Source organism: Ideonella sp. (assembly GCF_044358605.1).
Classification (GTDB): Bacteria; Pseudomonadota; Gammaproteobacteria; order Burkholderiales; family Burkholderiaceae_C; genus Ideonella.
In genome coordinates, this window is record NZ_JBIKNQ010000019.1 from 18607 (window position 1) to 34967 (window position 16361).

At 65.4% G+C, this 16361-nt stretch carries 19 protein-coding genes; all 19 read left to right on the forward strand.

What is annotated here, in order from left to right; translation table 11 throughout:
• Nucleotides 1-84 precede the first annotated feature (84 nt).
• The 19 genes from ACIQ3Q_RS08810 (at nt 85) to ACIQ3Q_RS08900 (ending at nt 16030) form a co-directional block, all read left to right on the forward strand.
• Nucleotides 85-1857 carry a nickel-dependent hydrogenase large subunit gene (locus tag ACIQ3Q_RS08810; protein WP_396268754.1) on the forward strand — a complete coding sequence of 591 codons (1773 nt, stop codon included), beginning with the start codon at nt 85-87 and terminating at the stop codon, nt 1855-1857.
• Between the two features lie 37 nt (nt 1858-1894).
• Nucleotides 1895-2470: a HupE/UreJ family protein gene (locus ACIQ3Q_RS08815; RefSeq protein WP_396268704.1), complete on the forward strand. Its 576-nt coding sequence runs from the start codon at nt 1895-1897 to the stop codon at nt 2468-2470.
• 33 nt (nt 2471-2503) lie between these two features.
• Entirely contained in the window at nt 2504-3235 is a 732-nt protein-coding gene (gene cybH, locus ACIQ3Q_RS08820; protein WP_396268705.1) for a Ni/Fe-hydrogenase, b-type cytochrome subunit, read from the forward strand.
• Nucleotides 3232-3669: a HigA family addiction module antitoxin gene (locus ACIQ3Q_RS08825; protein WP_396268706.1), complete on the forward strand. Its 438-nt coding sequence runs from the start codon at nt 3232-3234 to the stop codon at nt 3667-3669. Before cybH ends, ACIQ3Q_RS08825 begins: the two co-directional genes overlap by 4 nt.
• A gap of 40 nt (nt 3670-3709) precedes the next feature.
• The gene (locus ACIQ3Q_RS08830; RefSeq protein WP_396268707.1) at nt 3710-4369 is read left to right on the forward strand and encodes a HyaD/HybD family hydrogenase maturation endopeptidase; all 660 of its coding nucleotides are present in this window, start codon (nt 3710-3712) and stop codon (nt 4367-4369) included.
• A 14-nt stretch (nt 4370-4383) separates the two neighbouring features.
• On the forward strand, nt 4384-4719 hold the full coding sequence (locus ACIQ3Q_RS08835; protein ID WP_396268708.1) for a HypC/HybG/HupF family hydrogenase formation chaperone: 336 nt from the start codon (nt 4384-4386) through the stop codon (nt 4717-4719).
• A complete protein-coding gene (locus ACIQ3Q_RS08840; protein ID WP_396268709.1) occupies nt 4712-5197 on the forward strand; it encodes a hydrogenase in 486 nt (161 codons plus the stop codon). Before ACIQ3Q_RS08835 ends, ACIQ3Q_RS08840 begins: the two co-directional genes overlap by 8 nt.
• Before the next feature lie 12 nt (nt 5198-5209).
• Nucleotides 5210-6121, forward strand: a complete 912-nt coding sequence (locus ACIQ3Q_RS08845) for a hydrogenase expression/formation C-terminal domain-containing protein (RefSeq protein ID WP_396268710.1) — start codon at nt 5210-5212, stop codon at nt 6119-6121.
• 5 nt (nt 6122-6126) lie between these two features.
• Nucleotides 6127-6351: a rubredoxin gene (locus ACIQ3Q_RS08850; RefSeq protein WP_396268711.1), complete on the forward strand. Its 225-nt coding sequence runs from the start codon at nt 6127-6129 to the stop codon at nt 6349-6351.
• A 3-nt stretch (nt 6352-6354) separates the two neighbouring features.
• On the forward strand, nt 6355-6924 hold the full coding sequence (hybE, locus tag ACIQ3Q_RS08855; RefSeq protein WP_396268712.1) for a [NiFe]-hydrogenase assembly chaperone HybE: 570 nt from the start codon (nt 6355-6357) through the stop codon (nt 6922-6924).
• Complete coding sequence (locus ACIQ3Q_RS08860) at nt 6921-8045, forward strand: nickel-dependent hydrogenase large subunit (RefSeq protein ID WP_396268713.1); 1125 nt, start codon at nt 6921-6923, stop codon at nt 8043-8045. The genes hybE and ACIQ3Q_RS08860 overlap by 4 nt, the downstream gene beginning before the upstream one ends.
• Nucleotides 8038-8397, forward strand: a complete 360-nt coding sequence (gene hypA / locus ACIQ3Q_RS08865; protein WP_396268714.1) for a hydrogenase maturation nickel metallochaperone HypA — start codon at nt 8038-8040, stop codon at nt 8395-8397. Before ACIQ3Q_RS08860 ends, hypA begins: the two co-directional genes overlap by 8 nt.
• Before the next feature lie 10 nt (nt 8398-8407).
• Complete coding sequence (gene hypB, locus ACIQ3Q_RS08870; RefSeq protein ID WP_396268715.1) at nt 8408-9445, forward strand: hydrogenase nickel incorporation protein HypB; 1038 nt, start codon at nt 8408-8410, stop codon at nt 9443-9445.
• On the forward strand, nt 9442-10638 hold the full coding sequence (locus ACIQ3Q_RS08875; protein WP_396268716.1) for a carbamoyltransferase HypF: 1197 nt from the start codon (nt 9442-9444) through the stop codon (nt 10636-10638). Before hypB ends, ACIQ3Q_RS08875 begins: the two co-directional genes overlap by 4 nt.
• Before the next feature lie 3 nt (nt 10639-10641).
• The gene (locus tag ACIQ3Q_RS08880) at nt 10642-10878 is read left to right on the forward strand and encodes a HypC/HybG/HupF family hydrogenase formation chaperone (RefSeq protein WP_396268717.1); all 237 of its coding nucleotides are present in this window, start codon (nt 10642-10644) and stop codon (nt 10876-10878) included.
• Nucleotides 10878-12038 (forward strand): hydrogenase formation protein HypD, encoded by a 1161-nt coding sequence (gene hypD / locus ACIQ3Q_RS08885; RefSeq protein WP_396268718.1) that lies wholly within the window; start codon nt 10878-10880, stop codon nt 12036-12038. The genes ACIQ3Q_RS08880 and hypD overlap by 1 nt, the downstream gene beginning before the upstream one ends.
• Before the next feature lie 431 nt (nt 12039-12469).
• Nucleotides 12470-13528: a hydrogenase expression/formation protein HypE gene (hypE, locus tag ACIQ3Q_RS08890; protein WP_396268719.1), complete on the forward strand. Its 1059-nt coding sequence runs from the start codon at nt 12470-12472 to the stop codon at nt 13526-13528.
• A 34-nt stretch (nt 13529-13562) separates the two neighbouring features.
• Entirely contained in the window at nt 13563-15035 is a 1473-nt protein-coding gene (locus ACIQ3Q_RS08895) for a sigma-54-dependent transcriptional regulator (protein ID WP_396268720.1), read from the forward strand.
• Nucleotides 15032-16030: a HupU protein gene (locus tag ACIQ3Q_RS08900; RefSeq protein WP_396268721.1), complete on the forward strand. Its 999-nt coding sequence runs from the start codon at nt 15032-15034 to the stop codon at nt 16028-16030. The genes ACIQ3Q_RS08895 and ACIQ3Q_RS08900 overlap by 4 nt, the downstream gene beginning before the upstream one ends.
• The last annotated feature ends 331 nt before the right edge of the window (nt 16031-16361 follow it).

A 16361-nucleotide genomic window follows, 5' to 3' on the forward strand; every position in this document is an offset into this window, starting at 1 on the left:
GGGTGTATCGAAACTCAAGGCTTCAAGCTCGACAACACGGGCAAGCGCATTGTCGTGGACCCGGTGACCCGCATCGAAGGCCACATGCGCTGTGAAGTCAACGTCGATAAAGACAACATCATCCGCAACGCGGTCTCCACGGGCACCATGTGGCGCGGGCTGGAGGTCATCCTCAAAGGCCGCGACCCGCGCGATGCCTGGGCCTTTGTCGAGCGCATCTGCGGCGTTTGCACCGGCTGCCATGCGCTGACCAGCGTGCGGGCGGTGGAAGACGCCCTGGGAATCAAGATCCCGCTGAACGCGCACTTGATCCGCGAGATGATGGCCAAGACCTTGCAGGTCCATGACCACGCCGTGCACTTCTATCACCTGCATGCGCTGGACTGGGTGGATGTGATCAGTGCGCTCAAGGCTGATCCCAAGAAGACCTCTGAATTACAGCAACTCGTCTCCCCCAGCCATCCGCTGTCCTCGCCCGGTTACTTCCGCGATGTGCAGAACCGGCTGAAAAAGTTTGTTGATTCGGGCCAGCTCGGCCCCTTCATGAACGGCTACTGGGGCTCCAAGGCCTATGTGTTGCCGGCCGAGGCCAATCTGATGGCCGTGACCCACTACCTGGAGGCGCTGGACCTGCAGAAGGAATGGGTCAAGGTGCACACCATTTTTGGCGGCAAGAACCCGCACCCCAACTACCTGGTGGGCGGTGTGCCCTGCGCCATCAACATCGATGGCAATGGCGCGGCGGGTGCGCCCATCAATATGGAGCGGCTGAACTTTGTCGAGGCCCGTATCAAGGAGATGATCGAGTTCAACAACAACGTCTACATCCCCGACGTGTTGGCCATCGGTACGATCTACAAGCAGGCGGGCTGGCTTTATGGTGGCGGCCTCTCGGCCACCAACGTGGCCGACTACGGCACCTACGAGAAAGTGCCCTACGACTACAGCACGCACCAGTTGCCTGGCGGTGTCATCTTGAACGGCAACTGGGACGAGATCCTGCCCATTGACCCGCGCGACCCCGAGCAGGTGCAGGAGTTTGTCTCTCACAGTTGGTACAAGTACGCCGACGAGACCAAGGGCCTGCACCCCTGGGATGGCGAGACCGTGCCTGACTACAACCCGAGCGGTCCCAACTTCAAAGGCACCAAGACCAAGATCGAAGCCTTGGACGAGTCGGCCAAGTACTCGTGGATCAAGTCGCCCCGCTGGCGCGGCCATGCGGTAGAGGTCGGCCCGCTGTCGCGCTACATCTTGGCCTATGCCCATGCCAGCAAGGGCAACAAACACTGCCAGCGTGTCAAAGAACAGGTCGATAGCGCGGCTGTGGCCATCAACAGCGCCATCCCCAAGGCCCTGGGCTTGCCCGAGACCCAGTACACCTTGAAGCAGATGCTGCCGACCACCATTGGCCGCACCCTGGCGCGCGCCTTGGAGAGCCAGTACTGCGGCGAGATGATGATGGACGACTTCAAGCAACTCATCGCCAACATCAAGGCCGGTGATTCCAGCACCGCCAACGTTGAGAAGTGGGACCCCGCCACCTGGCCCAAAGAAGCCAAGGGCGTGGGCACGGTGGCCGCGCCGCGCGGCATGCTGGGGCATTGGATCAAGATCAAAGACGGCAAGATTGAGAACTACCAATGTGTGGTGCCCACCACCTGGAACGGCTCGCCGCGTGACCACAAGGGCCAGATTGGCGCCTTTGAGGCCTCACTGTTGAACACGCCCATGGCCAACCCCGAGCAGCCCTTGGAGATCCTGCGCACCCTGCACAGCTTCGACCCCTGCTTGGCCTGCTCAACCCATGTGATGAGCGAAGACGGTGCGGAACTCACCACCGTCAAGGTGCGCTGAAAAGCGCACCCTCACCCCTGCTGTACGGAGAACACCCATGAAGAACAAGCACATCTTGCTGGCGGCGGCCCTGGGCGGCGCCACCACCTGGGCGTCAGCCCACACCGGCCACGACACCACGACCCTGATGCACGGCCTGGCCCACCCCTTCGGTGCCGACCATCTGCTGGCCATGGTGGCCGTGGGCCTGTGGTCGGCCGCCGCCTTGAAGGGCGCCCAGCGGGCCTGGGGCCCGGCCGCCTTCTTGCTCGGCATGATGGCCGGCGCTCTGGCCGGCATCGCAGGCTTGGCTTGGGCGGGCACTGAGATAGGCATTGCGCTGTCGGTGCTGATATTCGGCGTGATGCTGTGGGCGCGCGCTAGCTTGTCACCGCGCTGGGGCTTGGCCTTGATCGCCGCTGCCGCCAGCCTGCATGGCTTGGCCCATGGTGCAGAGATGCCCGTGGGTGCCAGCGTGCTGGCCTATGCCACGGGCTTCTTGGCCACTACCGCCGCCCTGCACCTGGCGGGCTTGGGCCTGGGCCAGGCCTTGCACCAAGCCCGTGCGGTGGTGTGGCGGCTGCTGGCTTTGGGCGTCAGCGGCGCAGGCCTGCTGCTCGTCAGCCGTCTCTGAGCCACCCCCACCACTTCGACGAGGAGGCAGCGCATGACCGCCGCAAACGCAGACAAGCTGGCCGATGTCACCGGGATCGACCCAGGTGCCATCGAGCAAGGCGCGACCATCAAGTCGGTCTATGTCTATGAGGCGCCGGTGCGCCTCTGGCATTGGATCAATGCCCTGGCCATCACCGTGCTGGCCATCACGGGCTACTTCATTGGCTCACCCCTGCCCACCATGCCGGGCGAGGCCAGCGACCACTACGTGATGGGCTACATCCGCTTTGCCCACTTTGCCGCTGGCTATGTGTTTGCCGTGGGCTTGCTGGGGCGCATCTACTGGGCCTTTGTGGGCAACCACCATGCGCGTGAGTTGTTCACCTTGCCGCTCTTTCAGAAGGCCTATTGGGCAGAGGTGCTGACCATGCTCAAGTGGTATGCCTTTCTCATCCCTGCGCCTAGCCGCTATGTGGGCCACAACCCCTTGGCTCGGGCGGCCATGTTCTTGGGCTTTTTCTTTCTGTCGGTGTTCATGCTGGTCACTGGGTTTGCGCTGTATGGCGAGGGCACTCAGGCGGGCTCCTGGGCCGAGGTGTGCTTTGGCTGGGTGATTCCGCTGATGGGCCAGTCGCAGGACGTGCACACCTGGCACCACATGGGCCTGTGGGGCATGGTGATCTTCGTGATGCTGCATGTCTATGCCGCCATCCGCGAAGACATCATGGGCCGCCAAAGCATTGTCAGCACCATGATCTCTGGCTACCGGACGTTTAAGAAATGAGCGCTTTGGCCTGGGATTCTGGATGGGCGTCGCCCGCGCGCCCTGCAGGTCGCCCCGAAGGGGTGCCCTTGCGTGCGCCCATCCACCCAGGCCGTTTTCTGGAGCGGCAGTATCTGCAACCGCTGGCGCTCTCTCAAACCAAGGCGGCTGTCTTGTTGGGCGTGTCGCGCCGCCGGGTCAATGAGCTGATCATGGGCCACCGCGCCATGTCGGCCGACACCGCCGTGCGCTGTGCCATGGTGTTTGGCACCAGCGCCACCTTCTGGTTGGGCCTGCAAGCCCGCTGGGATGCCTGGCAAGCCTGGCGCGATTTGCGCCTGCAAATGGCCACGCACCCTGATGGCTTGACCGCCACCCGCCCCCCGCAAGCGCCGACCTTGTCGCCGCGCTGCCCACCGGCCTCGCTGGCCCAGCCCTCGGTCGCCTGGGCCTGAGCCCGGCACCACGCCCTCTTTTGAAGACGAGGATCACCCCATGAGCCCCACCACCACCCCAAGTGCCTGTAACGCAGAAGGTGACACCACCGAGCCCACGATTGTGGTGCTCGGCATCGGCAATGTGCTGTGGGCCGATGAAGGCTTTGGCGTGCGCTGCATCGAAGCCCTGGACCGCGACTGGCAGTTCGCCCCGCATGTCCGCCTGATCGACGGTGGCACCCAAGGCCTTTACCTGATCCAGCATGTGCAAGAAGCGCACAAGCTACTCATCTTGGATGCCATTGACTACGGGCTGACCCCCGGCACGCTCAAGGAGGTCGAGAACGAAGAAGTGCCGCGCTTCTTGGGCGCCAAGAAGATGAGCCTGCACCAGACCGGCTTTCAGGAGGTCTTGATGCTGGCGCTGTTGACCGAGCGCTATCCCGCCGACGTGCTGCTGATCGGCTGCCAGCCGGAGGAACTGGAAGACTATGGCGGCAGCCTGCGCCCCTGCGTGAAGGCGGCGCTGGACGAGGCAGTGCAGCGCGCGGTGGCGCGGCTGGCCGAATGGGGGGCGGCGCCAGTGCGGCGCGAGGCGCCACCGGCCGAGGCCGAGATGGTGACGGTGCCCACCTTGACGCTGAGTGCTTATGAAGCCGGACGACCCGACGCCCAGTTGGCCTGCCGGGTGGGCGACGAGCGTTTCATGTTGCGCTGAGGGAGGGCCGCCACATGTGCATTGGCGTGCCCATGCAAGTGCTGAGTCTGGAGCCTGGCCACGCCCAGGTCTGGGGCCGCGGTGAGCAGCGGCGCATCAACACGGCCTTGGTCGGGGCGCTGCAGCCCGGTGACTGGGTGCTGGTGTTCTTGGAGGCCGCCCGCGAACACATCAGCCCGGAGCGGGCCGCAGAAGTGAACGCTGTGCTGGACCTGGTGGCCCACAGCATGGTGGGGGCCACGCTGTCGCCAGAGGCTCTGGACGACCCCGGATTTTCATTGCCCTCGGCCATGAGCGCTGAGCAACTACGGGCGCTGGCAGGCGTCCCCAAAGAGGTGAGACATGACTGAATCTGCAACGCTAGTCGCGCTTAGCGACAGCCCCGAAGCCTGGGCCCAAGAGCCGATCTTGGTGCAGCGCCTGGTCAGCCAACATGGCGCCCAGTGGGTGGATGCCCACAATGCCCTGGCGTTTGCCCAAGGCGCAGGCGAGCGCGTGCTCTTCTTCTGTGGCGACCCGGTGCGCTTCCCTGAAGGTGTGGATGTGGCCGTGGTGTTGCCTGAGCTGCAAAAGGCTTTCGAGAACCGCTTCACGGTGGGGGTGGTGCTGCGGGGAGACGAAGACGCCGTGGCGCGCCGCTGGGGCGTGCAGCGCTGGCCGTCCTTGGTGTTCCTGCGCGACGGCGCGTATGTCACCACCCTGGCCGGCATGCTGGACTGGACCGACTATCTGGCACGCGTCAAAGACGCGCTGGCCATGCCTACCTCGCGGGCGCCCAGTGTGGGCATCCCCCTCGTCAGCGCCACGGCTGCGTCTTCTTGCCACTGAGGCCTCTTCATCATGAACTCACCTTTTGCTGCCAAGCCCTTTCCCATTCCGGTGGTGGCTGCCGGTCCCGGCACCCATACCGAGGATGAGACGCTGGACTACCTGCACATGCCTCAGGGCATGTCCACCTTTCGGGCGCCACCGCTGCCCGAGCCCGAAGAGCTGGCAGGCCACGAAGGCGCGGTGGCGGTTTTGCAGCAGGTGTTGGACGCGGCCCAAGCGCTGCTTCGGGGCGAAGCGGTAACGCCGGTCACCGTGCAAGGCTTGGATGCAGCCAACCTCAAGCTGCTGAATCAGTTGTTAGGCGAGGGCGAGGTCAGCGCCCAGGTCTTGACCCAACCGGGAGACCCGCGTGCCCTGCAGCCCGGCGAAGCCGCACTCCGCGTTCGGGTGAGCGTGCAGGAGTCGGTATTTGCGGGCATTTGGCGCGTCATCACCACCGCCGATGACGGCGCGGTGAGCGACACCATTGAAGTTGCCACGGTGCCCGCTGTGCTCCAGCAAGCGGCCCGTGAAGACCTGCCTTGGGCGCCCGCAAAACTCCAGCCCCCGCCCAGTGTGCAGAACGCGCCCATGGTGCTGGTGGAGTTGGCCGACCATCGCCAGCATTGGCGGGCGGGTGACACGGCCCAGGTGGTCAACCTGACGCTCTTGCCGCTGACGGTGGAGGACATCTCCTTCTTGGACGCGCAGTTGGGCACAGGGCGGGTGTTGATCCTCTCGCGCGGCTACGGCAATTGCCGCGTCACCAACTGCTGCGTGGCCAACACCTGGCGGGTGGTCTATTACAACTCCCAAGACACCGTGATCCTGAACTCGGTGGAGGTGACTGACATGCCCGAGGTGGCCTGTGCGGCCCGAGAGGATCTGGTCGACTCGACCGAGCGCCTGGCCGAGGTCTTGGCCTGGGTTCGGCAAGGCTAAGCACCATGAGTGAGCAACCCCGCGCAGGCTTTGAGGGCAGCTATCTGGGCGACCGCGCACGCTTGCCCGCCGAGGCGCGCCTGGAGTGCAAGATCTGCTGGTGGGTCTATGACCCGGCCGAGGGCGATGCCCAGTGGCAGATCCCACAGGGTGTGCCGTTCGTGGACCTGCCCGCGCATTGGCGCTGCCCGCAGTGCGACTGCGCGGCTGATCAATTCATGGTCTTGTGAGCCATGCGTTTGAGCCCCACCGCCCAGGCCCGCATCCACCAGCTCGCGCAGGTGTTCGAGCACATCGCCCAGACCCGCATGCAGGGCCTGGGCCTGCTGCACCCAGGCTTGCGTGTGCAGGCGTTGGGCTTTACGGAGGCGCATGAGCCGGATGGCAGCGTGTGGCTGCAGGGCGTGTTGATCACGCCGTGGTTCATGAACCTAGTGCGCTTGCCCTGGGTGCGCGCGCAAGCCTTGGCGCCTGGCGTGGTAGCGGCCCGCCGCTTTGCCACCCAGCAGGCCGACTTCATCGGCGCGCACGAAGCCGCCCTGGGTGGCTTTGAGGCCTGCTCACTGTTCTCGCCCATGACGGAATTTGCCGACCAGACGGCGGCTGTCTTGACCGGCCATGAGGTGCTGAGGCAGATGTCGCTCACTGTTGAACAAGCGACTGCGACCGGGGCTGCGCCATCCACCCCATCACTGCCCTTGGCGGTGGCGAGCACGCTAGCGCCTGCGCCAGACGCTACGCTGCCGCCGTCTCGGCGTGGCTTCTTGCTGGGCCGCCCTGCGGCGGGGAGGGCCTTGCCTTGAGTGCAGACCTGGCCGGTCAAGTCTGGATCAGCCCAGGGGCGCCTCTGGGTAGGGCGCTGCGCAGCACGCGCCCCATGCTCGCCCCGCGCTTGCTGGAGGGCCGCCCCGCGCGCCAAGTGCCCGCGCTGGTGGCCGCCGCCTTTACGCTGTGCGCCCATGCTCAGCGCTGGACGGCGGAGCGTGCGCTACAGGCGGCCTTGGGTCACGAGGTGCAGGTCAGCAGCGCCGACCTGCAAGCACATCAGGCCGCGACGGCCCGGGAGCACCTGCTGCGCATCGCCCACGACTGGCCCCGTTGGTGGCCCGAGGTCACCCAGACGCTCGGTCTACAAGGCTGCCCTCTGTGGCCAGCTCGCGCCGACGTGCAGCCTGCACTCTCCCGCTTGCCCGATTGGCTGGCCCGTCACTGGCTGGATCAACCCGCCACAGACTGGCTCGCCCAAGTTGGCCCTTTGACGCCAGAGACCAAGCGCTGGGCGCGGCACGCCGACAGCCCCTTGGCGAGCATGCTGCACCGCCAAGCCAGCGCTGCGACGGCACTGACCACACCCGGCCTGAGCTTGGTGGCCGGGGCTGTGACCCAATCGCATTGGGCGAGCTTGGCGGGTCGCATGTTGGACGAGCCCCGCTTTTGTGCCCAACCCGACTGGTTAGGCCAAGCGGCAGACACCGGGCCTTGGTGCCGAGCCTGGGACCACCCCGGCAGCGCAGCGCTGCAGCCGCAGGCCTTGACGGTGTGGGACCGCTGGTGGGCGCGGCTGCGTGAGCTGGTGCACCTGGCACTGCCGCAAGGGCAAGGCCTGTTGGCCCACGGCACATGGCACGGCGATGAGCACACCGGCTTGGCCTGGACGGAGACGGCCCGTGGCCTGCTGGTGCATGTGGTGCAGCTCAGTGACGCGAGCCCCGAGGCTCGCGTCTTGCGCTACCGTGTGCTGGCGCCCACAGAATGGAACTTTCACCCCCAGGGCGCCCTGGGGCAGGCCCTGAGTGCGCTGCCCCAAGTGGGCAGCGAGCATGATGCCTTGCGGCTGACCACCGCGTTTGACCCTTGTGTTGGCTTTGAGCTGGCGCCCTTTGTCGGCGCCACCCCGTTGATGGAGACCACGCCCTGTGCATGAACTCAGCCTAGCCGGTGGCATCTTGCGTTTGGTGGAAGACGCCGCCCAGCGCGAGCGCTTCAGCCGCGTCTCCCACCTGCGCCTGGAAGCGGGCGCGCTCAGTGGTGTTGAGGTGAGAGCCTTGCGCTTTGCGCTGGAGACCTTGCAAGCTGGCACCTGCCTAGAAGGCGCCGATATTCAGATAGACGAGCCTGCAGGCACGGCGTGGTGCTTGCGCTGCGCCTGCACGGTGCAGATCCTGAGCCGCGCCGATGCCTGCCCTCAATGTGGCGGCCACCAAATTCAAGCCACCGGCGGCACCGAGCTGAAGGTGGTGGACCTCCTGGTCCATGACGACGAACCCATCCCCTGAAGGAAACCCCATGTGTGTTGTTTGCGGTTGCGCCACGGGCCACGAGCCTGCTCATCACCATCATCATCACGAGCATTCGCACGACGCTGCTCACGATGCCGCGCACGATGAAGCCCATGCCCGCGCCCATGCGCTGGGCCTGCCTCATCATCATGGCCCGCAAGAGGCAGCCGTCGTGGTTGTCCATCCCGAAACGGGTGACCTGCACTACGGCGCGGGCTCGGCCCGCGTTTCGGTGCCTGGCATGAGCCAAGCCCGCGCCATCAAGCTGGAGGCCGATGTGCTGGGCGCCAACAATGCCCTGGCGGCCGACAACCGCGCGCACTTCGGCGCCCATGGTGTGACGGCCTACAACCTGGTGTCCAGCCCCGGCTCGGGTAAGACCACCTTGCTGTGTGCCACCATCCAAGCGCTGAAGCAGCGGGCGCCCCAACTGCCCGTGGCCGTCATTGAAGGCGACCAGCAAACCTCGCATGACGCCGACCGCATTCGCGCCACCGGCGCGCCCGCCATCCAAGTCAACACCGGCAAGGGCTGCCACCTGGACGCTCAGATGGTGGGCGATGCTTTTTCAAGGCTGAGCTTGCATGGTGCAGCGCATGCCCACACGCAGGGCTCACAAGAGGCGGACGTTCAAGCCCTGCTCTTCATCGAGAACGTGGGCAACTTGGTCTGCCCCGCCATGTGGGACCTGGGAGAGCAGGCCAAGGTGGCCATCCTCTCGGTGACCGAGGGTGAGGATAAGCCGCTGAAGTACCCGGACATGTTTGCAGCGGCCAGCGTGATGGTGCTCAACAAAATTGACCTGCTGCCCCACCTCAACTTTGATGTGGAGCGCTGCATCGCCTATGCCCGCCGCGTGAACCCCAGCATCGAGGTGTTGTTGGTCTCGGCCACGCGCGGTGATGGCCTGGATGCATGGCTGGATTGGCTGTTGCAGGCGCCGTCAACGGCCGTCAGCACCATGCCCGAGACCACCGAAGCTCAGTTGCGCCGCCGTGTGGCCGAGCTGGAAGCCAAGCTGCAGGCCCTGGAGGCCGTGCGTTGAACTTGCAGCACCACCGCCTGCCCAGCGCCGCGCCTGCGCGCGTGCTGGCGCTGGGTGCTTACCTGAAGAACAGCGCCTGCTTGCTGCAAGGGCAGGATCTGTGGTGCTCGCCGGTGCACGGTGACCTGGGCGAGGCACAGGCCTGCGACGCTTTGTGGGCGTCGGCGCAGGCCTTGCAGGCAGCGGCCGATGGGCCGATAGCCGCAGTGGCCCACGACCTGCACCCCGACTTCGAGTCCACTCGTCTTGCACAAGCCTTGGCCGCCCAATGGGGTGTGCCTGCTGTGCCCATTCAGCATCACCAAGCCCATATCGCCGCCGTGCAGGCCGAGCATGGCCTGCAGGGCCCGCTGCTGGGCCTGGCGCTGGACGGCGTGGGCCTGGGCACCGACCACACGGCGTGGGGCGGCGAGCTTCTGCTGTTGCAAGAAGGCGGCGCTGCGTGGCAGAGGCTGGGCCATTTGCCCAGTCTGGCCCTGCCCGGTGGCGATGTGGCGGCACGGGAGCCTTGGCGCATGGCCGCTTCAGCGCTGCAGGCCGCTGGTTTGGCGCCCGAATTGCTGCCGCTGTTGGCACCCACGGCGGGCGAACCGGCGGTGCGCTTCTTGAGCCAGATGCTGGAGCGTGGCCTGAACTGCCCACCCAGCACGGCGGCAGGCCGCTGGTTTGACGCGGCGGCCGGCTTGCTGGGTTTGAGCGTGCGCCAAGGCCAAGAGGCCGAAGCGGCCATGGCCCTGGAGCAGTGCGCCAGCGCTTGGCGCGAGCAGCATCCCCAAGCCAGGTGGCCCGCTTTGGCCATGGCCCACGGCATGCCGGATCTGCGGGCCATGGTGCTGCACCTGCTGCAAGCGCGGCGAAATGCCGACCCCGAGGCCGTGGGGGAGGCTGCTGCCTACTTTCACGTGGCCCTGGCCGAGGGCTCGGCGCAGGTGGCCGTTGCGGCTGCCCGCCTCACCGGCGCCACCCAACTGGCCTTGGGCGGTGGGTGCTTCTTCAACCGCTTGCTGAGCCGCGAACTGGCCCGGGCGCTGGCGCCTAGCGGCTTGTCGGTGTGGCGACCAGCCCAGTTTTCGTGTGGCGATGCCGGTCTGGCGGTGGGCCAAGCTTGGGCTGCGGCTCACCACGTACTTGCCTCGACCCCCGCCATCTCCTCTGCCCCTGCGTTCACCTCTTCGTCTGCATTGGAAGCCTGACCCATGTGCCTTGCACTGCCCGCCCGAATCGTGTCTTTGACAGACACCGAACATGCCGTGGTTGACCTTGGCGGTGTTCGCAAGTCCATCTGCATTGCGCTGACGCCAGGCGTCGTGGTTGATGACTACGTCATCGTCCACGTGGGCCATGCCATCGGCCAAATTGATGCCGAAGAGGCCGCACGCACCTTGGCGCTGTTTGCTGAGTTGGCCGCAGCCCCCGCAGAAGGAGCGCTGTGATGAAGTACATCAGCGAGTTCCGCGATGGCGAGTTAGCCCGCCAAATGGCCGAGGCTTTGGCCCGCGAGGTGGAGCCTGACCGACGCTATAACTTCATGGAGTTTTGCGGCGGCCACACGCACGCCATCTCACGCTATGGCATTGCGGAGTTGCTGCCTCCACAGGTGCGGATGATCCATGGCCCCGGCTGCCCTGTGTGCGTGCTGCCCATCGGCCGCGTCGACCAGGCCATCCAGTTGGCGCTGGAGCAAGAGGTGATCTTGTGCACCTATGGCGACGTGATGCGGGTGCCGGCGTCTCAGGGCTTGTCGCTGATGAAGGCCAAGGCCCGGGGCGCCGATGTGCGCATGGTCTACTCCGCCGCTGACGCGCTGAAGCTGGCCCAAGAGAACCCGCTGCGCGAGGTGGTGTTCTTGGCCATTGGTTTCGAGACCACCACGCCGCCGACGGCATTGGTGATCCGTGAGGCGGCGCGCACCCAGACTCGCAATTTCAGCGTGCTGGCCAATCATGTGCTGACGCCCGCCGCCGTGGCCCACATCCTCAACAGCCCCGAAGTGGCGCAGTGGGGCACCGTGCCTTTGGATGGGTTCGTGGGCCCTGCCCATGTCAGCATCGTCATCGGCTCGGCCCCTTATGTGCCGTTTGCGCTGGGCTACCGCAAGCCGGTGGTGATTGCGGGCTTTGAGCCGCTGGATGTGATGCAGGCCATTCGCATGTTGGTGGCCCAGGTGAATGAAGGCCGTGCGGAGGTCGAGAACGAGTTCACCCGCGCGGTGACACCCGAGGGCAACCAGGCTGCGCAGGCGGTGGTGGCCGAGGTGTTTGAGCACCGGGAGAGTTTTGAATGGCGGGGGTTGGGCGTGGTGCCGGACAGCGCTTTGCGCATCCGCCCCGCTTTTGCTGCGTTTGATGCCGAGTTGAAATTCGGCCTTGTCTACACGCCGGTGCCTGACCACAAGCAATGCGAATGCGGCGCCATCTTGCGCGGGGTGAAGCGGCCCACGGACTGCAAGCTTTTCGGCACGGTCTGTACGCCCGAGAACCCAATGGGTTCCTGCATGGTGTCGTCCGAGGGCGCGTGCGCGGCGCATTACTCCTACGGACGGTTTCGGGATATTCCGGTGGTGGTGGAGACAGTTGCGCCCATCCCATCCTGAGGTCTATGCATGACGAAGTTGCCGAGGAGTCCTGGCGTGCGCGTGCTGATGCTTGTGCGGGAACAGGCCACTGGGGGGCGCTGTTCCGTTCATGTCCTCCGTTGTCGGCCTTCGGCCGCCGCCTCCCCCTTTACTTCACTACACAGCGCCCCCCAGCGACCTGTTCGTTCGTTGCGTTGCTTGACTCCCGCACATGGCAAAGGCAGATGCCTTGCGTTGATAGGCTCGAAAGAGCTGTTGGGCTTGGTGTGATGCAGTGCGGACACGCAACGACACCAAGTGATTGGGGGGACGGGCGCAGCGAAGTAAAGGAGGAGCCAGCGCCGCTAGGCGTTGGCGGGGGACATGAGCGGAGGCCGTCGCCACAAGCGCTTGGCCGCCACCCACAGTTGCAGTGGTTTCTCTGAAGTTGACGGACTGACTAACACGATATGAGCATCAAGAAAGACTACATCCGCCCTCTGGATATCAAGCAGGGCAGGGTGGACATGAACCACGGCGCGGGTGGTCGGGCCAGTGCGCAACTCATCAGTGAGCTGTTTGCCCGAGCCTTCGACAACGACTACCTGCGACAAGGTGACGATGGGGCGCGGATGCCCGCGCTGCCGCCGGGGCATGAGCTGGTCATGGCCACCGACGGCCATGTCATCAGCCCCTTGTTCTTTCCGGGCGGCGACATCGGCAGCCTGGCCGTGCATGGCACCGTCAACGACGTGGCCATGATGGGGGCGACGCCGCTCTACCTGTCAGCCAGCTTCATTCTGGAAGAAGGCTTCCCCTTGGCGGATCTCCAGCGCATCGTTCAATCCATGGCGGCAGCGTCGCGTGCCGCCGGAGTACCCGTGGTCACAGGGGATACCAAAGTCGTTGAACAAGGCAAGGGCGATGGCGTGTTCATCAGCACCACGGGTGTGGGTGCGGTGCCGGCGGGGCGGCGCCTCAGCGGCAGCTTGGCCCGCGCGGGCGACGTGGTGTTGGTCTCGGGCACCATGGGCGAACACGGCGTGGCCGTGCTCTCCAAACGGGAGTCCTTGGAGTTTGAAACGGCGATTGAGTCGGACTCTGCCGCCTTGCATACCTTGGTGGCCGCATTGCTCGCCGCCGTGCCTGAGGGCGCGGTGCGCACGCTGCGCGACCCAACGCGCGGCGGCCTGGCCACCACACTCAACGAGATCGCTCGGCAGTCCAGCGTGGGCATGATGCTTGAAGAAGCCGTCATTCCCATCTTGCCCCAGGTCGACGCGGCCTGCGAACTGCTGGGGCTGGATCCGCTCTACATGGCCAACGAAGGCAAGCTCATTGCCGTGGTCGATGCGGCCCACGCCGAGGCGGCCTTGGCCGCGATGCACGCCCACCCGCAGGGCAGGGCGGCCGCGCGGATCGGCCTAGTCACCGAAGACCCCCACAGGTTTGTGCAAATGAACACCGCCTTTGGCGGGCGCCGTGTGGTGGACTGGCTCAGCGGTGAGCCTTTGCCGCGCATCTGTTGACCCCTACACTAGCCTCAACTAAGCAGTACTCGTTGTGAACGCACCGCACCCCTTGAGCCCTGATGAGCTGCCCGTGGTCTTGCTGGTGGACGATGAAGTCCGCTCGCAAGACGCGATGCGCCGCACGCTGGACGAGGACTTTCGTATCCTCACCGCCAGCAGTGCCAACGAGGCGCGCGAGTGGCTGACCCGCCAAGAGGTGGCGGTGATCCTCTGCGATCAGCGCATGCCCGGTCAAATGGGCGTGGACTTCTTGAAAGAAGTGCGCGAGCGCTGGCCTGACACCGTGCGCATCGTCATCTCCGGCTATACCGACAGCGAAGACATCATCACCAGCATCAACGAGGCCGGCATCTACCAATACATCCTCAAGCCCTGGGTGCCCGACCACCTGCTGGCCACGGTGCGTACCGCCGTCGAAGCCCGTAGCTTGCAGCAAGGTTTAAGCCGCTTGGAGTTGGAGTTGCGCACGGGGGCGCCACTGCTCAAGGCGCGCCGCGCCCAGCGCTTGAACGAGGCCCAGGCGGTGTTCGGTTTTGAGCGCATCATCCGCGCCCCCGGCAGCCCCATGGAGGCCGTGTGCGCCATGGCCGCGCGGCTGGCCCGCTACGACCTGCCGGTGCTGGTGCTTGGCGAGTCGGGCACCGGCAAAGAGCTGTTGGCCCGCGCCATCCACTACGCCAGCCCCCGCCAAAGCGGCCCGTTTGTGATGGAGAACTGCGCGGCCATCCCCGACACGCTCTTGGAAAGCGAGCTGTTTGGCCACAAGCGCGGCGCCTTCACCGGTGCCTATGAAGACCACATCGGTTTGTTCCAGCGGGCCCATGGCGGCACGGTGTTTTTGGATGAAATTGGCGAGACCTCGCCGGCCTTTCAGGTCAAGCTGCTGCGGGTGCTGCAAGAGGGCGAGCTGCGCCCGGTGGGCTCCACCCGCGCGGTGCCGGTGGATGTGCGCGTGCTGGCCGCTACCCACCGCACCCTGGAAGACGAGGTCAAGGCCGGCCGTTTCCGCGAAGACTTGTACTACCGCATCGCCGGCACCACGCTGCACATGCCGGCCCTGCGCGAGCGGGCCGACGACATCGCGGTGATTGCCCAGCACGTATTGCGTCAAGTGGCGCAGGAGTTGGGCCGCCCAGAAGTGCATTGGACAGAGGAAGCCCTGGCCTGCCTTTCGGCCTATACCTGGCCGGGCAATATCCGCGAGCTGCGCAACGAAATCGCACGCGCCGTGGCGCTGTCGGACGAGGTGGCTTTGCGGCCGCAAGCGTTCTCGCTGCGGCTGCGCTGTGGCGATGGGCCTCTTGCCACGCCCAGTGCGCCCGAGCTGGCCAGCCTGCCGCGCAAAGGCACGCTGGCCGAGCGCCTGGACGCCGTCGAAGCCATGGTGCTGCGGGAAGTGCTGGCCCGTCATCAGGGCAACAAGACGCGTGCGGCGGCGGAGTTGGATTTGTCGCGCGTGGGCCTGCGGGCCAAGATGCAGCGCTTTGGATTGGACGACGCATGATGAACGTGCTCTGGCTGCAATCCGGGGGCTGTGGCGGCTGCAGCATGTCGCTGCTGAACGCCGACACGGCCGACTTTGAAGGCCAGTGGCGCCAAGCCGGTTTGAACTTGCTGTGGCACCCTTCGTTGTCGCTGGCCTCGGGCACGCAGGTAACGAGCGTCTTGGAAGATTGCTTGAGCGGGGCTACCCCGTTGGATGTGCTGTGTGTGGAGGGCTCGCTGTTGCGTGGGCCGCAGGGCACGGGCCGCTTTCATCTGCTGGCGGGCACGGGCCTGCCCATGATCGATTGGGTGCGTCGTTTGGCCCAGGTGGCCCAGCATGTGGTGGCCGTAGGCTCTTGTGCCGCCTGGGGCGGGGTCACGGCGGCTGGGGCGAATGAGGTTGAAGCCTGTGGTTTGCAGTACGAAGATGATCGCGTGGGCGGTCTCTTGGGCGCAGGCTTTCGGGCGCGCGGTGGCTTGCCGGTGATCAACATTGCCGGCTGCCCCACGCACCCCGCTTGGGTCACTGACGCGCTGATGGCGATGGCTGCAGGTTTGTTCGGTGAGGCTGATCTGGACCCTTTGAACCGCCCCCGCTTTTACGCCGATCAACTAGTGCACCACGGCTGCACGCGCAATGAGTTTTATGAGTTCAAGGCCAGCGCCGAGCAGCCCTCGGACATGGGCTGTTTGATGGAGCACATGGGCTGCAAGGGCACGCAGGCGCATGCTGACTGCAACACGCGGCTCTGGAACGGCGAGGGCTCGTGCACGCGCGGCGGCTATGCCTGCATCAGTTGCACTGAACCTGGCTTCCAAGACCCTGGCCACGCCTTCCACGCCACGCCCAAGCTGGCCGGCATCCCCATCGGCCTGCCCACCGACATGCCCAAGGCTTGGTTTGTGGCTTTGGCCTCTTTGTCCAAGAGCGCGACCCCCAAACGCGTGAAAGAAAACGCCACTTCAGACCATGTGGTGGTGGCGCCGGTGGTGCGGCGGACGAGGTTGAAGTAATGACTTTCGGTGCCTGTTTTGTTGGCGTAGGGTGGCATGTGTTTCATGGCTTTGGAGTCAATCGTTCGCCGAGGGCTGGGGTACTCTGCGCCGCTCATGTCCTCCGCCAGTGCTTGACAGCACTGGCTCCCCCTTTACTTCGCTCTGCAGAGCACCCCAACCCTCGGCTCAGCGCATCTGCTGTGCAACTGTTGAGCGAGATGCTGCACCCAAGCTTGGGAGCTGAATCGAACCTGCAGGCCGGCTCAACCCTGACTTTTGGCTTTCCCCTCAGTTGCTACCTACGCACCGAAGAGAACGTGGTGGCGGCCCGAGGGAGCGAAGTAAAGGA

What these genes read in the sequence shown, in the direction of transcription:
- hypB (WP_396268715.1), top strand. Translation starts at nt 8,408, where the DNA reads ATGTGTGTTGTTTGCGGTTGCGCCACGGGCCACGAGCCTGCTCATCAC.
- ACIQ3Q_RS08845 (WP_396268710.1), top strand. Translation starts at nt 5,210, where the DNA reads ATGAACTCACCTTTTGCTGCCAAGCCCTTTCCCATTCCGGTGGTGGCT.
- ACIQ3Q_RS08815 (WP_396268704.1), top strand. Translation starts at nt 1,895, where the DNA reads ATGAAGAACAAGCACATCTTGCTGGCGGCGGCCCTGGGCGGCGCCACC.
- ACIQ3Q_RS08835 (WP_396268708.1), top strand. Translation starts at nt 4,384, where the DNA reads ATGTGCATTGGCGTGCCCATGCAAGTGCTGAGTCTGGAGCCTGGCCAC.
- hypD (WP_396268718.1), top strand. Translation starts at nt 10,878, where the DNA reads ATGAAGTACATCAGCGAGTTCCGCGATGGCGAGTTAGCCCGCCAAATG.
- ACIQ3Q_RS08830 (WP_396268707.1), top strand. Translation starts at nt 3,710, where the DNA reads ATGAGCCCCACCACCACCCCAAGTGCCTGTAACGCAGAAGGTGACACC.
- ACIQ3Q_RS08880 (WP_396268717.1), top strand. Translation starts at nt 10,642, where the DNA reads ATGTGCCTTGCACTGCCCGCCCGAATCGTGTCTTTGACAGACACCGAA.
- ACIQ3Q_RS08825 (WP_396268706.1), top strand. Translation starts at nt 3,232, where the DNA reads ATGAGCGCTTTGGCCTGGGATTCTGGATGGGCGTCGCCCGCGCGCCCT.
- ACIQ3Q_RS08810 (WP_396268754.1), top strand. Translation starts at nt 85, where the DNA reads ATGCGCTGTGAAGTCAACGTCGATAAAGACAACATCATCCGCAACGCG.
- cybH (WP_396268705.1), top strand. Translation starts at nt 2,504, where the DNA reads ATGACCGCCGCAAACGCAGACAAGCTGGCCGATGTCACCGGGATCGAC.
- ACIQ3Q_RS08840 (WP_396268709.1), top strand. Translation starts at nt 4,712, where the DNA reads ATGACTGAATCTGCAACGCTAGTCGCGCTTAGCGACAGCCCCGAAGCC.
- ACIQ3Q_RS08900 (WP_396268721.1), top strand. Translation starts at nt 15,032, where the DNA reads ATGATGAACGTGCTCTGGCTGCAATCCGGGGGCTGTGGCGGCTGCAGC.
- ACIQ3Q_RS08850 (WP_396268711.1), top strand. Translation starts at nt 6,127, where the DNA reads ATGAGTGAGCAACCCCGCGCAGGCTTTGAGGGCAGCTATCTGGGCGAC.
- hybE (WP_396268712.1), top strand. Translation starts at nt 6,355, where the DNA reads ATGCGTTTGAGCCCCACCGCCCAGGCCCGCATCCACCAGCTCGCGCAG.
- hypE (WP_396268719.1), top strand. Translation starts at nt 12,470, where the DNA reads ATGAGCATCAAGAAAGACTACATCCGCCCTCTGGATATCAAGCAGGGC.